The sequence below is a fragment of the Streptomyces sp. NPDC047061 genome, assembly GCF_040643955.1.
Lineage (GTDB): Bacteria > Actinomycetota > Actinomycetes > Streptomycetales > Streptomycetaceae > Streptomyces.
Map to the genome: position 1 here is coordinate 249,566 of NZ_JBEYVI010000002.1, position 17,411 is coordinate 266,976.

Genomic DNA, 17,411 nt, shown 5'->3' on the forward strand with positions numbered 1-17,411 from the left:
GAGAAGCGGCAGCGGCCATGGTCGTGGTCACCGCGGTCACCGTCGCTACCGCGCCGCGGCCCACTGCCGTACGGCATACGCCACCGCGCCCACCGCCAGTACGGCCGCCCCCGAGACCACCGACGCCACCGGCAGCGCGAACGCGAGGATCACGCACCCCAGCAGTCCCACCACCGGAACCAGCCGAGCCCGCGGCGCCGGATCCAGCGTCCACGCGGAGGCGTTGGCCACCGCGTAGTACGCCAGCACACCGAAGGAGGAGAACCCGATGGCACCCCGGACGTCCGCGGTCGCCGCGACCACGGCGACCACCGCGCCCACGGCCAGCTCGGCGCGGTGCGGGACCTGGAAACGCGGGTGCACGGCGGCCAGCGCCGGAGGCAGATGACCGTCACGGGCCATGGCCAGCGTCGTCCGCGACACGCCCAGGATCAGGGCCAGCAGCGAGCCGAGCGCGGCCACCGCGGCCCCCACCCGCACCACGGGCACCAGCCCCGGCATCCCGGCCGCCCGTACCGCGTCGGCCAGTGGCGCGGCCGCCCGCCCGAGCCCGTCCGTGCCCAGCACCGAGATCGCGGCCACCGCCACGCACGCGTACACGACCAGCGTGATCCCCAGGGCCAGCGGGATCGCCCGCGGGATGGTGCGGGCCGGGTCCCGTACCTCCTCGCCGAGGGTCGCGATCCGCGCGTACCCGGCGAACGCGAAGAACAGCAGGCCGGCCGCCTGGAGCAGCCCGCCCACGCCCGACGACAGCCCGATGTCCAGCCGCCCCGCGTCCGCCGCCCCGGACGTCAGGCACACGACCACCACGGAAGCGAGGACCGCCAGCACCACGGCCACGATCACCCGCGTCAGCCAGGCCGACTTCTGGATGCCGCCGTAGTTCACGGCGGTCAGCGCCACCACGGCCGCGACCGCCACCGCATGTGCCTGCCCCGGCCAGACGTACGCGCCCACGGTGAGCGCCATCGCGGCGCAGGACGCGGTCTTGCCGACGACGAACGCCCAGCCCGCGAGATACCCCCAGAAGGCGCCGAGCCGCTCCCGCCCGTACACGTAGGTGCCGCCCGACTGCGGATACCGCGCGGCCAGGCGGGCCGAGGACAGGGCGTTGCAGTAGGCGACCAGGGCGGCGACGGCCAGTGCGGGAAGCAGCCCCGACCCGGCCGCGCGGGCCGCGGGGCCCAGGGCGGAGAACACGCCGGCCCCGACCATCGAGCCGAGTCCGACGACCACGGCGTCGCGCACGCCCAGCGTGCGCCGCAGACCGGAAGGGGAGGAGGTGACCATGGACCGCACCTTACGGATCACCGCAACCGTGCGGTATCGCCCAGGCGTCCTCGTCATCGACAAGGCACGAACACACGCGCGACGGACGCAGACGGACGGCTCGGACGGCCTGTCCGGCACCACCTGTCCGGCACAGCCGGCCCAGACCGAAATCACAGGGCCGGAACAGTGCGAACACAGCGTGGAAGGGCAGGTTCAGGTCATGGGCATCATCAGCTGGATCATCCTGGGACTGTTGGCCGGCGCCATCGCCAAGGTCCTGCTGCCGGGACGCGACCCGGGCGGCTTCATCGGCACGACCCTCATCGGCATCGTGGGTGCGTTCCTCGGCGGCTGGATATCGGCCCGCTGGCTGGACCACCCGATCACCAGGAACTTCTACGACGGCGCGACCTGGGTGGCGGCGATCGGCGGCTCGCTGGTCCTGCTGATCGCCTATCGCCTGCTGTTCGGCAACTCGCGCGACTGAACACCCCCCGGCCGCAGCCGGCGCAGGAGAGAGCCCGGGAGGGCCCGGGAAGGGTGGGCACCACGGGGTACCCGCCCTTCTCGTGCTTCGACAGCGCTGCCTACCGGTAGTTCACGAACTGGAGCGCGAAGTCGAAGTCCTGGCCCTTCAGGAGCGCGATCACGGCCTGGAGGTCGTCGCGGCTCTTGGAGCTGACACGCAGTTCGTCGCCCTGGACCTGCGCCTTCACGCCCTTGGGGCCCTCGTCGCGGATGATCTTCGCGACCTTCTTCGCGTTCTCCTGGGAGATGCCCTCCTCGATGGAGGCGAAGATCTTGTACTCCTTGCCGGAGAGCTGCGGCTCACCGGCGTCCAGCGCCTTCAGCGAGATGCCACGCTTGATCAGCTTCGACTGGAAGACGTCGAGGATCGCCTTGACCCGCTCCTCGGAGTTCGCCTGCATCAGGATCTTCTCGCCGGACCAGGCGATCGAGGCGCCCACGCCCTTGAAGTCGAAGCGCTGCGAGATCTCCTTGGCGGCCTGGTTGAGGGCGTTGTCGACCTCCTGCCGCTCGACCTTCGAGACGATGTCGAAACTGGAGTCGGCCATGTCCTGTGGCTCCTTGTATCGGGGGGCGTAACGGGATGCGTTCCGGCGCGCGGCGACGGCCGCCGGGCCTGGCGTCGGGGCCGGGCCGCATCCGCACCAGCCTAGCCATCCCGCGTCCCGCGGGCGGCGATCAATCGGGTGGCGGAGCACCCCTGTGGATCGGGTATTGTTTACGTCGTTGCCAGGGAGCACCGCCGAAAGGCGGTTCGAGCTGGTGACAGAACCCCGGCGGTGTGCCCGAGCGGCCAAAGGGAGCAGACTGTAAATCTGCCGGCTCAGCCTTCCCAGGTTCGAATCCTGGCGCCGCCACACGGGAACTAAGGGCCCGTGACCTGCTGTCAAGCAGGTCACGGGCCCTTAGTCATGTGTCCGTGTGCACACCTTCACGGGAACGGGGCCGTGCGGCCGCGGAGACGTGACGAGGCGTGACGAAGCGTGATGAAGATCATGCAGGTGCTTCGGCGACGCTGTGGCCGGGGACTGCGGTCCGTTGTCTCGGCCCCGCCCCGGGGCACACTGAACACATGTCCTCCCGACGAAGAACCTGCCCGGTGTGCCGCCGTGAAATCGCCGTCGTGGCGGGCCGTTTCGCGCGGCACGACCCGCCCGGGGCGCGTGAGAACGGGGAACTGGTCTCGTGCTCGGGCTCGCGGCAGCAGGCCCGGATCGGTGCCGTACAGCCCGCGTTGGACGGTTACGTCGTGCCCGAGTTCCCCGGACAGCTGCCGTTGTTCTGAGAGCGGGAACTCAGTTCCCGGCCACCGACTTCACGGCCACCGTGACCGGCGTCGACCCGCCGATCAGCTCCAGGGTCAGGCCCGCCGTCGCCGAGGTGTCCACCAACTCCGCGAGTACGGCGGCCACGTCGTCGCGGGGGACCGCGCCCCGGCCCGTGTGCGCCTCCAGCCGTACCAGACCGGTGCCCGGCGTGTCCGTCAGCGCACCGGGGCGCAGGATCGTCCAGTCCAGGGCACTCTGCCGGGTCACATACGCGTCGGCCTCGCCCTTGGCCCGCAGGTAGGCGTCGAAGACCCCGTCACCCTGGTGCGCCGGGTCCGCGCCCATCCCGGAGACGACCACGAAACGGCGTACGCCCGCGCGCACGGCCGCGTCCGCGAACAGCACCGCCGCGCCCCTGTCCACCGTGTCCTTGCGGGCCACACCGCTGCCGGGGCCCGCGCCCGCCGAGAACACCGCCGCGTCCGCTCCCCGCAGGTGCGTCGCGACCTCCTCGACCGACGCCGACTCCAGGTCCAGCAGCACCGGTTCGGCACCGGCCGCCCGCAGGTCGTCGCCCTGCTCGGCTCTCCGGATGATCCCCGCGACCTCGTCCCCGCGCGCGGAGAGCAGCCGCTCCAGCCGCAACGCGATCTGACCATGACCACCAGCGATGACAATGCGCATGTCTCAGACCGTACGCCCGAAGCCCCGCGTCCGCCGCACGACTTCATGCGCCCCACGCGCCCGGGTGATTCCGCCCGGCACAGCGGGCCGGGCCGGGTTCGTCGCGAGGGCGCCGCGCTCCGTGCCGCGCGCTCCCGCGTCCCTCAGGACAACTCGCCCCGCCCCTGCCGCGGCAGGCCCAGTTCCGCTGCCACCGCCGAGTTGCAGTACTCGCGGACCGCGCTGGTGCGTGCCACCACGCGCCCCCGGTGCACCACGATCCGGCTGTAGGCGAGGGAGAGCGCGCCGGACAGGTGGTCGCCGCGTACGGCGAGGAGCTCGGCGGGGAAGCCGGCTTCCACGCGGACCTCGGGGAGGCCGAGGGCGGCGCGGGCGGCGGCGCTCACGGTGTCGTAGGCGTCCTCGGGGCGCAGGCCGTGGCGGGAGGCCAGGAGGTAGGCCGCCTCCAGGGGGTCGCCGCGGCCGACGGGGTTCGACAGGTCGCGCAGGGCGCCGCTGCCGGCGGCGACCCGTACCCCGGCCGCGCGCAGCAGCCGTACCGGAGCCGTGCCGCGGCGGTCGACGGAGCCGCAGCCGCCCTGCGGCAGGCACACCACCGTGATGCCGGCCGCGGCGAGCTGGTCCGCGGCCCGCGCGGCGACCTCGGAGGGCAGGCGTGCGAGCCCGGCGCACGGGCCGAGGGCCACGCCGGGGCGCATGCCGCCGGCCATCGCCGCGAGTCTGGCCAGCCGGGCCGGGTCGATGGCGTCCGTGTGCAGGTCGACCGGGCAGCCGTGTTCGGAGGCCACCTCCAGGACCGCCTCCGCGTAGCCCGTGGGGTCGGGGTCCAGGTCCGGGCAGCCGCCCACCACGGACGCGCCCATCTTCGCGGCGTCCCGCAGTATGGCCAGCCCGTCGGCGCCGGCGATCCCGGTCAGCACGCGCGGCATCGCGACCGCCGTGAGTTCCGCGAGTCCGCGCAGCGAGCGGCGCGCCTGGAGGACGGCGGCAAGGGCGCCGAGCCCCTGGACGTCGCCCACGCGCACGTGCGCGCGTACCGCCGTGGCGCCGTGCCCGAGTTGGAGCAGGGCCGCCTCGGTGGCGCGGCGCTGGACGTCCTCGGGTTCGTACGAGACGGGGCCGCCGTGTTCGGCGGAGAGCGCGGTGTCGCCGTGGGCGTGCGGTTCGGCGGGGGCCGGGAGGAGGAGGTAGCCGGTCAGGTCCACCCGCGTGCCGCCCGCGCGGGACGGGCTCGGTGTCAGGCTGCCGGCCGTGCCCACCGCCTCGATGCGCCCGCAGCCCAGCCGTACGTCCACGGTCCGGCCGTCGGTGAGCCGCGCCCCGCACAGCAGGAGCGCGGCCGGGTCGGACTGGCCCGAGGAACCCTGCGGGTTGGACGACGACGAGGGCGGCTGCGGCTGGCTGTCGGGCATCGCGCTCCATGAGGGTCGGTCCAGGCATTGGACTCAAGATCACGCAGAGTGAGTCGAGCCTAGGGTGACGAGCCGCGTGCGGCGGGGAGGAGCGCAATAGTCGTACCGCAGCCGTCGGACCTGCGGGGAACGGTTCGGCGCGGGTGCGTGGGGAGTGCCGGAAGGGGTCCGGGAGGCTCCCGTGAGCCGTGCGGAAGGGGCCGGGAAGGGCGGCGGGAAACGGATTTGGGTGAACGGCGGCCGAGCGTGTAATGTCTTCATCGCTCGCCCCAATAGCTCAGTCGGCAGAGCGTCTCCATGGTAAGGAGAAGGTCTACGGTTCGATTCCGTATTGGGGCTCTGGTGTGAGAGGTTCCCGTCGCGAGACGGGGACCGATCTCATCAAAGCGGTGTAGCTCAGTCGGTAGAGCAAGCGGCTCATAATCGCTGTGTCACCGGTTCAAGTCCGGTCACCGCTACTGACAGTAGCCGATTGCGGGGTCGGTCCTTCGATCGGCTACTCTTTTATGCGTTAAATCAACCCACCCGTTCGTCAAGGAGCACTCACGTGGCTGCCACCGACGTCCGCCCGAAGATCACGCTGGCCTGCGTGGAGTGCAAGGAGCGGAACTACATCACCAAGAAGAACCGGCGTAACAACCCGGACCGACTGGAGATGAAGAAGCACTGCCCGCGTTGCAACGCGCACACTGCGCACCGCGAGACGCGATAACAACAGGCTCGTCCGTGAGGCCGTCCCCACTCGGGGGCGGCCTCACGGCGTTTCGGCAGATGCCCTCCCGCTAGTTTGTGGGGCAGCACAGGAGACATCAGGAGGTGCCGGGCCAATGGCGCTCGACCAGTCCTTCGTGGGACGGACCTACCCACCCACCGAGCCCTACGAGGTGGGCCGGGAGAAGATCCGTGAGTTCGCCGAGGCGGTGGGTGACACCAACCCCGTGTACACGGACGCGGAGGCCGCCAAGGCGCTCGGCCATTCCGATGTGATCGCCCCGCCGACCTTTGTCTTCTCGATCACCTTCCGCGCGGCCGGACAGGTCGTCGAGGACCCGCAGCTCGGCCTGGACTACAGCCGGGTGGTGCACGGCGACCAGAAGTTCGCCTACCGGCGCCCGGTGCGCGCCGGCGACCGGCTGACCGTGACCTCGACCATCGAGGCCATCAAGTCCCTCGCGGGCAACGACGTCATCGACATCCGCGGCGACGTCCACGACGAGGCGGGCGAGCTCGTGGTGAGCGCCCTGACCAAGCTGGTGGCCCGCGCGGCGGACGTGGAAGAGGGGGCGTGAGGATCCGATGACGGCGAAGATCGCTTACGAGGACGTCGAGGTCGGCACCGAACTCCCGGCGCAGACCTTCCCCGTGACCCGTGCCACGCTGGTGCGGTACGCGGGCGCCTCCGGGGACTTCAACCCGATCCACTGGAACGAGAAGTTCGCCAAGGAGGTCGGCCTGCCGGACGTCATCGCGCACGGCATGTTCACCATGGCCGAGGCGATCCGTGTGGTGACCGACTGGATCGGTGACCCGGGCGCGGTCGTCGACTACGGCGTCCGCTTCACCAAGCCCGTCGTCGTCCCGAACGACGACCAGGGCGCCCTGATCGAGGTCAGCGGCAAGGTCGCGGCCAAGCTCGACGACAACACCGTGCGCGTCGACCTGACGGCCATGAGCGCCGGTCAGAAGGTGCTCGGCATGTCGCGTGCGGTCGTGCGGCTGGGCTGAGTTCCGGCCCGACGACCGGGTAAGGGGCGCTCCGCACTGCGGGCGCCCCTTACGTGTTGTTCAGAGCGTGTTGTGCGGACGGGCGCGTCAAGGGCCGCCCGCGCGGAAGCACTTCGCGGGCGGCCCTTGACTTAGTTAGTTATTGAGCACTAACTTCGTCGCATGGTCAGGATGAGTGCCGAGGAGAGGCGCGAGAGCGTCATCCGTGCGGCGATCGCGGAGTTCGCGCAGAGGGGCTACTACGGCACCTCCACCGAGGCGATCGCCAAGCGGGTCGGTGTCTCGCAGCCGTATCTCTTCCGGCTCTTCCCGGGCAAGAAGGCGATCTTCGCCGCGGCCTCGGAGCGCTGCATCGACGACATGCGGCAGGTCTTCGGGGAGGCGGCCGAGGGGCTGAAGGGCGAGGAGGCCCTGCGGGCCATGGGCGAGGCGTATGTGCGGCTGATCCAGGAGCGGCCGGAGCGGCTCCAGATGCAGATGCAGACGTACATCACCGTCGCGGCCGCGGAGGCGGAGGGCGAGCACGAGTTCGGTGAGCTGGTGCGGGACGGCTGGATGCGGCTCTGGGGCGCCGTCCACCTGCTCTCGGGGGCCGACGTCGAGGCCACCACGGCCTTCCTGGCCAAGGGGATGCTCATCAACACCTACTCGGCCATGGGGTTTCCGCCCGAACACCGGATCTGGCAGGGGATGTTCCCGGACGCCGGGGCCACGGGGCGGCTGGACAAGTGCAGCGACGGGTGACGGGGCGGTCCGCCGTTCCCGGTCCGGGCCTTTTTCATGGGCCAGAAAATTAGTGATCAATAACTAACTCACCACCCGACACGGAACATGCTCTGGGGGAGCGATGTCACAAGAGACCGCACGCCGCGGGGGCGCCGGATGGGCGCTCGTCATCACGAGTGTCGCCGGCTTCATGGCGGCCCTCGACAACCTCGTCGTCACCACCGCCCTGCCCTCCATCCGCAAGGACCTCGGCGGAGCCCTGGACGACCTCGAATGGACCGTGAGCGCCTACACGCTCACCTTCGCCGTCCTGCTGATGTTCGGCGCCGCCCTCGGCGACCGCTTCGGCCGGCGCCGGCTCTTCCTCGCCGGGCTCACGGTCTTCACCGGCGCCTCCGCCGCCGCGGCCATGGCGCCCGGCATCGACTCCCTGATCGCCGCCCGCGCGGTGCAGGGCGTCGGCGCGGCGATCATGATGCCGCTCACCCTCACCCTGCTGACGGCCGCCGTGCCCGAGGCCAGGCGCGGGATGGCGTACGGCATCTGGGGTGCCGTCAACGGGCTCGCGGTCGCCTCCGGGCCGCTCATCGGCGGCAGCCTCACCGAACACGTGTCCTGGCACTGGATCTTCTGGCTGAACGTGCCGCTCGGCCTCGCCCTGCTGCCGCTCGCCCGCCTCCGCCTCGCCGAGTCCCACGGCACCGGCGCCCCGCTCGACGTCCCCGGCACCCTGCTCGCCAGCGGCGGTCTCTTCGGGATCGTCTACGGCCTGGTGCGCGGCCCCGCCGACGGCTGGACCAGCCCGCTCGTGCTCACCGGGCTGTTCGCGGGCGCCGCCCTGCTCGTCGGCTTCGTCTTCCACGGCAGCCGCGCCAAGAACCCCATGCTGCCGATGCGGCTCTTCCGCTCCCGCGCCTTCTCCGGGATCAACGCGGCCAGCCTCCTGATGTTCCTCGGGATGTTCGGCTCGATCTTCCTGCTCAGCCAGTACATGCAGGGCGTGCTCGGCTACTCGCCCACCGAGGCGGGCCTCCGGATGCTGCCCTGGACCGGCATGCCGATGATCGTCGCGCCGATCGCGGGCATCCTGTCCGACCGCATAGGCGGCCGCCCGGTCGTCGCGGCCGGACTCTTCCTGCAGGCCGCCGGGCTCGGCTACCTGGCCTATGTCGTCACCGCCGACGCCTCCTACGGCGCCCAGCTGCCCGGCCTGATCGTCAGCGGCATCGGCATGGCCCTGTACTTCGCCCCGGCCGCCAACCTGGTGATGTCCGCCGTACGGCCGCAGGAACAGGGCATCGCCTCCGGCGCCAACAACGCGCTGCGCGAGGTCGGCGGCGCACTCGGTGTCGCGGTCATGTCGTCCATCTTCTCCGCCCAGGGCGGCTACGAGAGCGCCCAGAGCTTCGTCGACGGGCTGAAGCCCGCCCTGTACACCGGCTCGGCCGTGGTGGTCGTCGCCGGGATCGCGGCCCTGGCCATCCCCGGCCGGCGGCGCGCCGCGCGGCTCGTCGCCGAGGGCGAGCCGGCCCCGGCGCTGGAGACCGTCGGCGGCTGACAGCGGCTTACGACGGCTGACGGTACGCGCGCGTGGGGCCCCGTTCCTGGCGGACGGGGCCCCACGCGCGCGTGCGGCTCGTGGCGGCGGGACTGTCGGTGGCGTCTCGTAGTCTTGGGCGCGTGCAGGAACTCCACGACGCCCCCCTCGCCCCCCTCACCACCTTCCGGCTCGGCGGCCCCGCCACCCGGCTGGTCACCGCGACCACCGACGCCGAGGTGATCGCCGCCGTCCGCGCGGCCGACGACAGCGGGACCCCGTTGCTGGTCATCGGCGGCGGCTCGAACCTGGTCATCGGCGACAAGGGCTTCGACGGCACCGCCCTGCGCATCGCCACCACCGGCTTCGAACTGCGCGGTACGACGCTGGAGCTGGCGGCCGGCGAGGTGTGGACCGACGCGGTCGCCCGCACCGTCGAAGCCGGCCTCGCGGGCATCGAGTGCCTCGCCGGGATCCCGGGCTCCGCCGGTGCCACGCCCATCCAGAACGTGGGGGCGTACGGGCAGGAGGTCTCCGCGACCGTCACGGAGGTCGTCGCGTACGACCGGCGGGCCGGTGAGGCGGTGACGCTGACCAACGCGGAGTGCGCGTTCTCGTACCGGCACAGCCGGTTCAAGGCCGACCCCGAGCGGTACGTCGTGCTGCGCGTCCGGTTCGGACTCGAGGACGCCGGCGGGCTGTCGGCGCCGGTGCGGTACGCGGAGGCCGCGCGGGCGCTCGGGGTGGAGCCGGGGGACCGGGTACCGCTCGCCGAGGTCCGCGAGGCGGTGCTCAAGCTGCGCGCCGGGAAGGGGATGGTGCTGGATCCCGAGGACCACGACACCTGGTCGGCGGGGTCCTTCTTCACCAACCCGATCCTCACGGACGAGCAGTTCGCCGCCTTCCACGCGCGCGTGCGGGAGCGGCTGGGGGACGCGGCCGAGCCGCCCGCCTACCCGGCGGGGGACGGGCGTACCAAGACCTCGGCGGCCTGGCTGATCGACAAGGCCGGGTTCACCAAGGGCTACGGCAGCGGCGCGGCCAGGATCTCCACGAAGCACACGCTGGCGCTGACGAACCGGGGCGGGGCCACCGCCGAGGACCTGCTGGCACTGGCGCGGGAGGTCGTCGCCGGGGTCCGGGAAGCCTTCGGCGTGACCCTGGTCAACGAGCCGGTGACCGTCGGCGTGAGCCTCTAGAGAGGCAAGAACCTCTGGAGGGGCAGGAGTCACGAGGCTCAGTACGCCACTCCCACCCCCTGCTTCACCGTCCCGGCGTCCTCGATCACCGCGAGCATCGCGTGGGCCACGTCCGCCCGCGCGATGAAGCGTCCCTTGCGCGGGAAGCCGCCCACCACCGTGCGGTAGGTCCCGGTCAGCGGCTTGTCCTGCAGGCGCGGCGGGCGCACGGAGGTCCAGTCCGTGCCGCTGCGGGACAGCTCCGCCTCCATCTCGCGCAGGTCGTCGTAGACCGGCCTGAGGATGGTGGAGACCAGACCGCGCATGGAGCGGTCCAGGAGGCCGTCGTCCGGTTCCGGGCCCACCGGCGCCGCGCTGACCACCACCAGCCGTCGTACGGCCTCCGCCTCCATGGCGGCCAGGACCGTGCGGGTCAGCCGGGCGGCGACACCGGCGTCGCCCCGGCCGCGCGGGCCCAGGCCGGACAGGACCGCGTTCCGGCCGGTCAGCGCCGGGCGGATCACCTCGGGGTCCGTGAGGTCCGCGCGGACCACCTCCAGGCCCGTGCCGGTCACGGTCAGCCGGGCGGGGTCGCGGACGACCGCCGTGACCCGGTGGCCGGACGCCAGCGCCTGACGGACGAGCTCCCGGCCGATCCCGCCGGTCGCGCCGAACACAGTGAGATTCATGACTGCTCCCGTTCCAGCACAGCAAGAGTGGTGACGGCAAAAGTGGTGGGTGAGTATTCACTCACCTCCGTCTCCTCCTAGAGTGGGTAAGCATTCACTCACCAGTCAAGGCCCTTCGGGGAAGTCCGTCGAAGCCGCTGGAAGGGGCATGTGATCCTTGGATGCCATGGAGCAGAAACCGGCCCGCGTCCGCATCCTCGACGCCGCCCACGAGCTGATGCTCACCGTCGGGCTGGCCCGCGCCACCACCAAGGAGATCGCCCGGGCGGCCGGCTGCTCCGAGGCCGCCCTCTACAAGTACTTCCCCAGCAAGGAAGAGCTGTTCGTGCACGTGCTCGCCGAACGGCTGCCGCAGCTCGTCCCGCTGCTGGGCGAGCTCACCGTCGAACCCGGCCGGGGCACCCTGGAGGAGAACCTCACCCGGATCGCCCGGCAGGCCGCCCTCTTCTACGAGGAGAGCTTCCCGATCGCCGCGTCCCTGTACGCCGAACGGCAGCTCAAGCGGAAGCTCGACGACAAGCTGCGCACCATCGGCGCGGGGCCGCACGTCCCGATCGAGGCCCTGGACGCGTATCTGCGCGCCGAACAGACCGCCGGCCGGATCCGCCCCGACGCCGACACCTCCGCCGCCGCCGTCCTGCTGCTCGGCGCCTGTGTCCAGCGCGTCTTCGCCTACGACGCGACCCCGACCGGCGAGCGCCCGCCGGTGGACCAGTTCGCCGCCCGGCTCGCCCGCACCCTGCTGGGCGGGCTCTCCGTCGCCGAGGAGCGCGCCCGCCCTGCCGCCGGGGCGTGATCCGGAATCAGGACACCGGGGCGACGAGCCAGGCGTCGATGTCCGCGAGGAGCTTGGCCTTCACGTCCTCCGGTGCCGCCGAGCCCCGGACCGACTGGCGGGCCAGTTCCGCCAGTTCCGCGTCCGTGAAGCCGTGGTGCACGCGCGCGATGTCGTACTGCGCGGCCAGCCGGGAGCCGAACAGGAGCGGGTCGTCGGCGCCCAGGGCCATCGGGACGCCCGCCTCGAAGAGCGTGCGCAGCGGGACGTCCTCGGGCTTCTCGTAGACGCCCAGGGCCACGTTGGAGGCCGGGCACACCTCGCAGGTGATCTCCCGGTCCGCCAGGCGCTTGAGCAGCCTCGGGTCCTCCGCCGCCCGCACACCGTGCCCGATCCGGGTGGCGTGCAGGTCGTCCAGGCAGTCCCGGACCGACGCCGGGCCGGTCAGCTCGCCGCCGTGCGGGGCCGCCAGCAGGCCGCCCTCGCGCGCGATGTGGAACGCCCGGTCGAAGTCCCGCGCCATGCCCCGCCGCTCGTCGTTCGACAGCCCGAAGCCGACCACGCCCCGGTCCGCGTACCGGACGGCGAGCCGGGCCAGGGTGCGTGCGTCCAGGGGGTGCTTCATGCGGTTCGCGGCCACCAGGACACGCATGCCGAGGCCGGTCTCCCGGGAGGTCGTCTCGACCGCGTCCAGGATGATCTCCAGGGCCGGGATCAGACCGCCGAGCCGCGGGGCGTACGACGTCGGGTCCACCTGGATCTCCAGCCAGCCCGAACCGTCCCTGAGATCCTCCTCGGCGGCCTCCCGCACCAGCCGCCGGATGTCCTCGGGCTCTCTCAGGCAGGAGCGCGCGGCGTCGTACAGCCGCTGGAAGCGGAACCAGCCCCGCTCGTCGGTGGCCCGCAGTCTCGGTGGTTCGCCGCTGGTCAGGGCTTCGGTCAGCGCCTCGGGGAGGCGCACGCCGTACTTGTCGGCCAGTTCCAGGACGGTTTCCGGCCGCATCGAACCGGTGAAGTGCAGATGCAGATGAGCTTTCGGCAGCTCAGTGACATCACGTACGTGCTCCATTCCAGGATCCTGCCGTACGCGGCTGCCGTACCGGTAGCGGATTCCCCGTTAGTGGCCTTGCTCGCACACGAGAGCGCACCGCGGACCGGACACGAGAACGGGCCGCCTCCCCGGAGGAGACGGCCCGCACGCGCGCGTGGAGCGTGTTTTCGCAGCGGACGTCGGTGACGTCAGTCCCTGGCCTCCGCCAGCAGCTTCTGCATCCGGCTCACGCCCTCGGCGAGGTCCTCGTCACCCAGCGCGTACGACAGGCGCAGGTAGCCGGGCGTGCCGAAGGCCTCGCCCGGGACGACCGCGACCTCGGCCTCCTCCAGGATCAGCTCGGCCAGCTCCACCGAGGAGGCCGGGCGCCGGCCGCGGATCTCCTTGCCGAGCAGCGCCTTGACCGACGGGTACGCGTAGAAGGCGCCCTCGGGCTCCGGGCAGAGCACGCCGTCGATCTCGTTCAGCATCCGCACGATCGTCTGGCGGCGCCGGTCGAAGGCCTCGCGCATCTTCGCCACGGCCGCCAGGTCGCCGGAGACGGCGGCCAGGGCGGCGACCTGCGCCACGTTGGAGACGTTGGAGGTGGCGTGCGACTGGAGGTTGGTGGCCGCCTTGACGACGTCCTTGGGGCCGATGACCCAGCCGACCCGCCAGCCGGTCATGGCGTACGTCTTCGCCACGCCGTTGACCACGATGCACTTGTCGCGCAGCTCGGGCAGGATCGCCGGCAGCGAGGTGAACTTCGCGTCGCCGTAGACCAGGTGCTCGTAGATCTCGTCCGTGAGGACCCACAGGCCGTGGTCCACGGCCCAGCGGCCGATCACCTCGGTCTCGGCCTCGCTGTAGACCGCGCCGGTCGGGTTGGACGGGGAGACGAAGAGCACGACCTTCGTCTTCTCGGTGCGGGCCGCCTCCAGCTCCTCCACGGAGACGCGGTAGCCGGTGGTCTCGTCCGCGACGACCTCGACCGGGACACCGCCGGCCAGCCGGATGGACTCCGGGTAGGTCGTCCAGTACGGGGCGGGGACGATGACCTCGTCGCCCGGGTCCAGGATCGCGGCGAAGGCCTCGTAGATGGCCTGCTTGCCGCCGTTGGTGACGAGGACCTGGGAGGCGTCGACCTCGTAGCCGGAGTCGCGCAGCGTCTTCGCGGCGATCGCGGCCTTCAGCTCGGGCAGACCGCCGGCCGGCGTGTAGCGGTGGTACTTCGGGTTCTTGCAGGCCTCGATGGCGGCCTCGACGATGTAGTCCGGCGTCGGGAAGTCGGGCTCACCGGCGCCGAAGCCGATCACCGGGCGCCCGGCGGCCTTGAGGGCCTTGGCCTTGGCGTCCACGGCGAGGGTGGCGGACTCGGAGATCGCGCCGACTCGGGCGGAGACCCGGCGCTCGGTGGGAGGGGTTGCAGCGCTCATGGGGCCTATCGTTTCAGACCGGAAACCTGCCCGGCACGCCGGTTTCACAGACTGAACAACCACGGGCCGAACCGTGAACAAGCGTGCGGATCCGGCCCCCGGCCAGGACGATCTTCCGTACGGTCCCCCAGGACTGCCACTTTCTGTTCGACGCGGCGCCGCGGACCACGTACACTCTCACCTCGTTGGCCTTCAACAGCCGTGCCTGAGCCGGTGCACAACGAGCACCCGGCCGGATGCGGTACGTTGGGGGACACACGAAGGGTCGTAGCTCAATTGGTAGAGCACCGGTCTCCAAAACCGGCGGTTGGGGGTTCAAGTCCCTCCGGCCCTGCTACACACACCGCCAGGATGTGTGCGCATGTACGTACAAGCATTGCACCGCCGTGCGGCTCCAGAAACCGGGCGCGGCACGGCCATGACCCGGGACCAGGTGAGGACGAATGACGGACGCCGTGGGCTCCATCGACACGCCTGATGCCGATGAGGTGCAGGAGTCCAAGAAGAAGGGCCGCAAGGGCGGTAAGCGTGCCAAGAAGGGCCCGCTGAAGCGTCTCGGCACCTTCTACCGCCAGATCATCGCGGAACTCCGCAAGGTCGTCTGGCCGACTCGTAACCAGTTGACGTCGTACACCACTGTGGTGATCTTCTTCGTCACGATCATGATCGCTCTGGTGACCGTGATTGACTATGGACTCAACCACGCGGCCAAGTACGTCTTCGGCTGAGCACAGAGCGAAGGGCGCCGTGGTACCGGCGCCCGTTTTCGCATGTTCCACCTCTATGTATCCAGGAAGAAGCAGCCATCGTGTCTGACCCGAACCTGAACGACGCCGTCGAGGCCGTCGAGCCCGAAGAGGCCGTCGAAGACGAGCTGGACATCGTCGAGGGCGCGGACGAGCAGGACGAGTTCGAGGCTGCCGAAGCCGAACTGGGGGAGCCGGCCGAGGAGACCGCGGTCCACGTCGAGGACGTCGAGGACGAGGAAGCGGAAGACGAGGCCGTCGCGGACGAGCTCGTCGAGGAAGAGCCCGCCGAGCCGGTCGACCCCGTCCAGGCACTGCGCGAGGAGCTGCGACTGCTCCCCGGCGAGTGGTACGTCATCCACACGTACGCCGGCTACGAGAACCGCGTGAAGACCAATCTGGAGCAGCGCGCCGTCTCGCTGAACGTCGAGGACTACATCTTCCAGGCCGAGGTGCCGCAGGAAGAGGTCGTCCAGATCAAGAACGGCGACCGCAAGACCATCAAGCAGAACAAGCTGCCCGGTTACGTGCTCGTCCGTATGGACCTGACCAACGAGTCGTGGGGCGTTGTCCGCAACACCCCCGGCGTCACCGGCTTCGTCGGCAACGCGTACGACCCCTACCCGCTGACCCTGGACGAGATCGTCAAGATGCTCGCGCCGGAGGCCGAGGAGAAGGCGGCACGCGAGGCGGCCGAGGCCGAGGGCAAGCCGGCGCCGCAGCGCAAGGTCGAGGTCCAGGTGCTGGACTTCGAGGTGGGCGACTCGGTGACGGTGACCGACGGTCCGTTCGCCACGCTGCAGGCGACGATCAACGAGATCAACCCGGACTCGAAGAAGGTCAAGGGTCTGGTGGAGATCTTCGGGCGTGAGACGCCTGTCGAGCTTTCGTTCGACCAGATTCAGAAGAACTGAGTCGCTGGTCGTTCGACTGCGGGTGCGTGGGGGCTGGTCGCGCAGTTCCTCGCGCCCCTAGGTAGGACTGGTCAGGGTCGGCTTCAAGGGGAGCCCCCTGACCTGTTCGTTTTTGGCCGCGCATCTATACCCGTTATCGTTGTGCGGTATGCCTGCGTTCGGGTTGGTCCCCTCGCGCAGGCAGGACCCGAAATGAAAGGACCCGGAGAGCTATGCCTCCCAAGAAGAAGAAGGTCACGGGGCTCATCAAGCTCCAGATCAACGCCGGTGCGGCGAACCCGGCTCCGCCGGTCGGCCCCGCGCTCGGTCAGCACGGCGTCAACATCATGGAGTTCTGCAAGGCCTACAACGCCGCGACCGAGTCGCAGCGTGGCTGGGTCATCCCGGTGGAGATCACGGTCTACGAGGACCGTTCCTTCACCTTCGTCACCAAGACCCCGCCGGCCGCGAAGATGATCCTCAAGGCCGCTGGTGTCGAGAAGGGCTCCGGCGAGCCGCACAAGACCAAGGTCGCCAAGATCACCGAGGCGCAGGTCCGCGAGATCGCCACGACCAAGCTCCCCGACCTGAACGCCAACGACCTGGACGCCGCCGCGAAGATCATCGCCGGCACCGCCCGTTCCATGGGCATCACGGTCGAGGGCTGAACCCCACCTTCGTAGAACCACCGTGGTAGGGCCTGCTCGGCCCGTACACCACGACTCCTTCAGAACACACAGGAGCAAGTTGTGAGCAAGCGCAGCAAGGCCCTTCGCGCTGCGGACGAGAAGATCGACCGGGAGAAGCTGTACGCCCCGCTCGAGGCCGTCCGTCTCGCCAAGGAGACCTCCACGACCAAGTTCGACGGCACCGTCGAGGTCGCCTTCCGCCTGGGTGTCGACCCGCGCAAGGCCGACCAGATGGTCCGTGGCACCGTGAACCTCCCGCACGGCACCGGCAAGACCGCCCGGGTCCTGGTCTTCGCGACCGGTGACCGTGCCGAGGCCGCGCGTGCCGCGGGCGCCGACATCGTCGGCGCCGACGAGCTGATCGACGAGGTGGCGAAGGGCCGTCTGGACTTCGACGCCGTCGTCGCCACCCCGGACCTCATGGGCAAGGTCGGCCGCCTCGGCCGCGTCCTCGGCCCGCGTGGTCTGATGCCGAACCCGAAGACCGGCACCGTGACCCCGGACACCGCGAAGGCTGTGACCGAGATCAAGGGCGGCAAGATCGAGTTCCGCGTCGACAAGCACTCGAACCTGCACTTCATCATCGGCAAGACGTCCTTCGAGGACGACAAGCTGGTGGAGAACTACGGCGCCGCGCTGGAGGAGATCCTCCGTCTGAAGCCGTCCGCCGCCAAGGGCCGCTACATCAAGAAGGCCGCCGTCAGCACCACCATGGGCCCCGGCATCCCGGTCGACCCGAACCGCACCCGCAACCTCCTCGTCGAGGAGGACCCGGCCGCCGTCTGAGCCCCGCGCTCGGTCCGGTAGCCGCGTCAGGGAC

The 17,411-nt window shown here is 70.7% G+C and carries 20 protein-coding genes and 4 tRNA genes; 17 read left to right on the plus strand and 7 right to left on the minus strand.

From position 1 onward, the window contains the following. Nucleotides 1-45 precede the first annotated feature (45 nt). Nucleotides 46-1,293, minus strand: a complete 1,248-nt coding sequence (locus ABZ887_RS04535; RefSeq protein ID WP_361282853.1) for an amino acid permease — start codon at nucleotides 1,291-1,293, stop codon at nucleotides 46-48. Between the two features lie 202 nt (nucleotides 1,294-1,495). Here ABZ887_RS04535 and ABZ887_RS04540 point away from each other — a divergent pair, with 202 nt between their 5' ends. Next, nucleotides 1,496-1,762: a GlsB/YeaQ/YmgE family stress response membrane protein gene (locus ABZ887_RS04540; protein ID WP_361283355.1), complete on the plus strand. Its 267-nt coding sequence runs from the start codon at nucleotides 1,496-1,498 to the stop codon at nucleotides 1,760-1,762. Between the two features lie 100 nt (nucleotides 1,763-1,862). On the opposite strand, the gene ABZ887_RS04545 is transcribed toward ABZ887_RS04540, so the two are convergent. Then, on the minus strand, nucleotides 1,863-2,351 hold the full coding sequence (locus tag ABZ887_RS04545; RefSeq protein WP_351748076.1) for a YajQ family cyclic di-GMP-binding protein: 489 nt from the start codon (nucleotides 2,349-2,351) through the stop codon (nucleotides 1,863-1,865). 227 nt (nucleotides 2,352-2,578) lie between these two features. Between ABZ887_RS04545 and ABZ887_RS04550 the strand changes: the two genes are divergently transcribed. Further along, a tRNA-Tyr gene (locus ABZ887_RS04550) sits at nucleotides 2,579-2,660 on the plus strand. Nucleotides 2,661-2,875: 215 nt separating this feature from the next. Further along, nucleotides 2,876-3,088 carry a hypothetical protein gene (locus ABZ887_RS04555; protein ID WP_361282855.1) on the plus strand — a complete coding sequence of 71 codons (213 nt, stop codon included), beginning with the start codon at nucleotides 2,876-2,878 and terminating at the stop codon, nucleotides 3,086-3,088. Between the two features lie 10 nt (nucleotides 3,089-3,098). Here ABZ887_RS04555 and ABZ887_RS04560 read toward each other — a convergent pair whose 3' ends face one another. Then, nucleotides 3,099-3,755: an SDR family oxidoreductase gene (locus ABZ887_RS04560; protein ID WP_361282857.1), complete on the minus strand. Its 657-nt coding sequence runs from the start codon at nucleotides 3,753-3,755 to the stop codon at nucleotides 3,099-3,101. A 143-nt stretch (nucleotides 3,756-3,898) separates the two neighbouring features. Then, entirely contained in the window at nucleotides 3,899-5,167 is a 1,269-nt protein-coding gene (locus ABZ887_RS04565) for an amidohydrolase family protein (protein WP_361282859.1), read from the minus strand. 266 nt (nucleotides 5,168-5,433) lie between these two features. Here ABZ887_RS04565 and ABZ887_RS04570 point away from each other — a divergent pair. The 8 genes from ABZ887_RS04570 (at nucleotide 5,434) to ABZ887_RS04605 (ending at nucleotide 10,354) form a co-directional block, all read left to right on the plus strand. Further along, nucleotides 5,434-5,506: transfer RNA gene (locus ABZ887_RS04570), tRNA-Thr, on the plus strand. Between the two features lie 46 nt (nucleotides 5,507-5,552). Continuing rightward, a tRNA-Met gene (locus tag ABZ887_RS04575) sits at nucleotides 5,553-5,625 on the plus strand. 89 nt (nucleotides 5,626-5,714) lie between these two features. After that, nucleotides 5,715-5,879 (plus strand): 50S ribosomal protein L33, encoded by a 165-nt coding sequence (rpmG, locus tag ABZ887_RS04580; protein WP_003948671.1) that lies wholly within the window; start codon nucleotides 5,715-5,717, stop codon nucleotides 5,877-5,879. 115 nt (nucleotides 5,880-5,994) lie between these two features. Further along, nucleotides 5,995-6,456, plus strand: a complete 462-nt coding sequence (locus ABZ887_RS04585) for a MaoC family dehydratase N-terminal domain-containing protein (RefSeq protein WP_361282861.1) — start codon at nucleotides 5,995-5,997, stop codon at nucleotides 6,454-6,456. A gap of 7 nt (nucleotides 6,457-6,463) precedes the next feature. After that, entirely contained in the window at nucleotides 6,464-6,892 is a 429-nt protein-coding gene (locus tag ABZ887_RS04590; protein ID WP_361282863.1) for a MaoC family dehydratase, read from the plus strand. Nucleotides 6,893-7,054: 162 nt separating this feature from the next. Beyond that, nucleotides 7,055-7,636, plus strand: a complete 582-nt coding sequence (locus ABZ887_RS04595; RefSeq protein ID WP_361282865.1) for a TetR/AcrR family transcriptional regulator — start codon at nucleotides 7,055-7,057, stop codon at nucleotides 7,634-7,636. 103 nt (nucleotides 7,637-7,739) lie between these two features. Continuing rightward, nucleotides 7,740-9,176 (plus strand): DHA2 family efflux MFS transporter permease subunit, encoded by a 1,437-nt coding sequence (locus tag ABZ887_RS04600; protein ID WP_361282867.1) that lies wholly within the window; start codon nucleotides 7,740-7,742, stop codon nucleotides 9,174-9,176. 122 nt (nucleotides 9,177-9,298) lie between these two features. Further along, a complete protein-coding gene (locus tag ABZ887_RS04605; protein WP_361282869.1) occupies nucleotides 9,299-10,354 on the plus strand; it encodes a UDP-N-acetylmuramate dehydrogenase in 1,056 nt (351 codons plus the stop codon). 38 nt (nucleotides 10,355-10,392) lie between these two features. Here the strand turns inward: ABZ887_RS04605 and ABZ887_RS04610 are convergent, their stop codons facing one another. Further along, nucleotides 10,393-11,022 carry an NAD(P)H-binding protein gene (locus ABZ887_RS04610; RefSeq protein WP_361282871.1) on the minus strand — a complete coding sequence of 210 codons (630 nt, stop codon included), beginning with the start codon at nucleotides 11,020-11,022 and terminating at the stop codon, nucleotides 10,393-10,395. Nucleotides 11,023-11,188: 166 nt separating this feature from the next. Between ABZ887_RS04610 and ABZ887_RS04615 the strand changes: the two genes are divergently transcribed. Further along, nucleotides 11,189-11,818 carry a helix-turn-helix domain-containing protein gene (locus ABZ887_RS04615; RefSeq protein WP_361282873.1) on the plus strand — a complete coding sequence of 210 codons (630 nt, stop codon included), beginning with the start codon at nucleotides 11,189-11,191 and terminating at the stop codon, nucleotides 11,816-11,818. A 7-nt stretch (nucleotides 11,819-11,825) separates the two neighbouring features. Here ABZ887_RS04615 and ABZ887_RS04620 read toward each other — a convergent pair whose 3' ends face one another. Together ABZ887_RS04620 and ABZ887_RS04625 are read right to left on the minus strand one after the other, a co-directional pair. Continuing rightward, a complete protein-coding gene (locus ABZ887_RS04620) occupies nucleotides 11,826-12,866 on the minus strand; it encodes an adenosine deaminase (RefSeq protein WP_361282875.1) in 1,041 nt (346 codons plus the stop codon). 170 nt (nucleotides 12,867-13,036) lie between these two features. Continuing rightward, nucleotides 13,037-14,263 (minus strand): pyridoxal phosphate-dependent aminotransferase, encoded by a 1,227-nt coding sequence (locus ABZ887_RS04625; protein WP_361282877.1) that lies wholly within the window; start codon nucleotides 14,261-14,263, stop codon nucleotides 13,037-13,039. 261 nt (nucleotides 14,264-14,524) lie between these two features. Here ABZ887_RS04625 and ABZ887_RS04630 point away from each other — a divergent pair. The 5 genes from ABZ887_RS04630 to rplA all read left to right on the plus strand — a co-directional run bounded on the left by ABZ887_RS04630 (nucleotide 14,525) and on the right by rplA (nucleotide 17,377). Further along, nucleotides 14,525-14,597: transfer RNA gene (locus ABZ887_RS04630), tRNA-Trp, on the plus strand. A 109-nt stretch (nucleotides 14,598-14,706) separates the two neighbouring features. Then, nucleotides 14,707-14,991 (plus strand): preprotein translocase subunit SecE, encoded by a 285-nt coding sequence (gene secE / locus ABZ887_RS04635; protein ID WP_361282879.1) that lies wholly within the window; start codon nucleotides 14,707-14,709, stop codon nucleotides 14,989-14,991. An 80-nt stretch (nucleotides 14,992-15,071) separates the two neighbouring features. Next, the gene (gene nusG, locus ABZ887_RS04640) at nucleotides 15,072-15,923 is read left to right on the plus strand and encodes a transcription termination/antitermination protein NusG (RefSeq protein ID WP_361282881.1); all 852 of its coding nucleotides are present in this window, start codon (nucleotides 15,072-15,074) and stop codon (nucleotides 15,921-15,923) included. A 212-nt stretch (nucleotides 15,924-16,135) separates the two neighbouring features. Continuing rightward, on the plus strand, nucleotides 16,136-16,570 hold the full coding sequence (rplK, locus tag ABZ887_RS04645; RefSeq protein WP_055631380.1) for a 50S ribosomal protein L11: 435 nt from the start codon (nucleotides 16,136-16,138) through the stop codon (nucleotides 16,568-16,570). Nucleotides 16,571-16,651: 81 nt separating this feature from the next. Beyond that, a complete protein-coding gene (gene rplA / locus ABZ887_RS04650; protein ID WP_360239580.1) occupies nucleotides 16,652-17,377 on the plus strand; it encodes a 50S ribosomal protein L1 in 726 nt (241 codons plus the stop codon). Nucleotides 17,378-17,411: the final 34 nt, after the last annotated feature.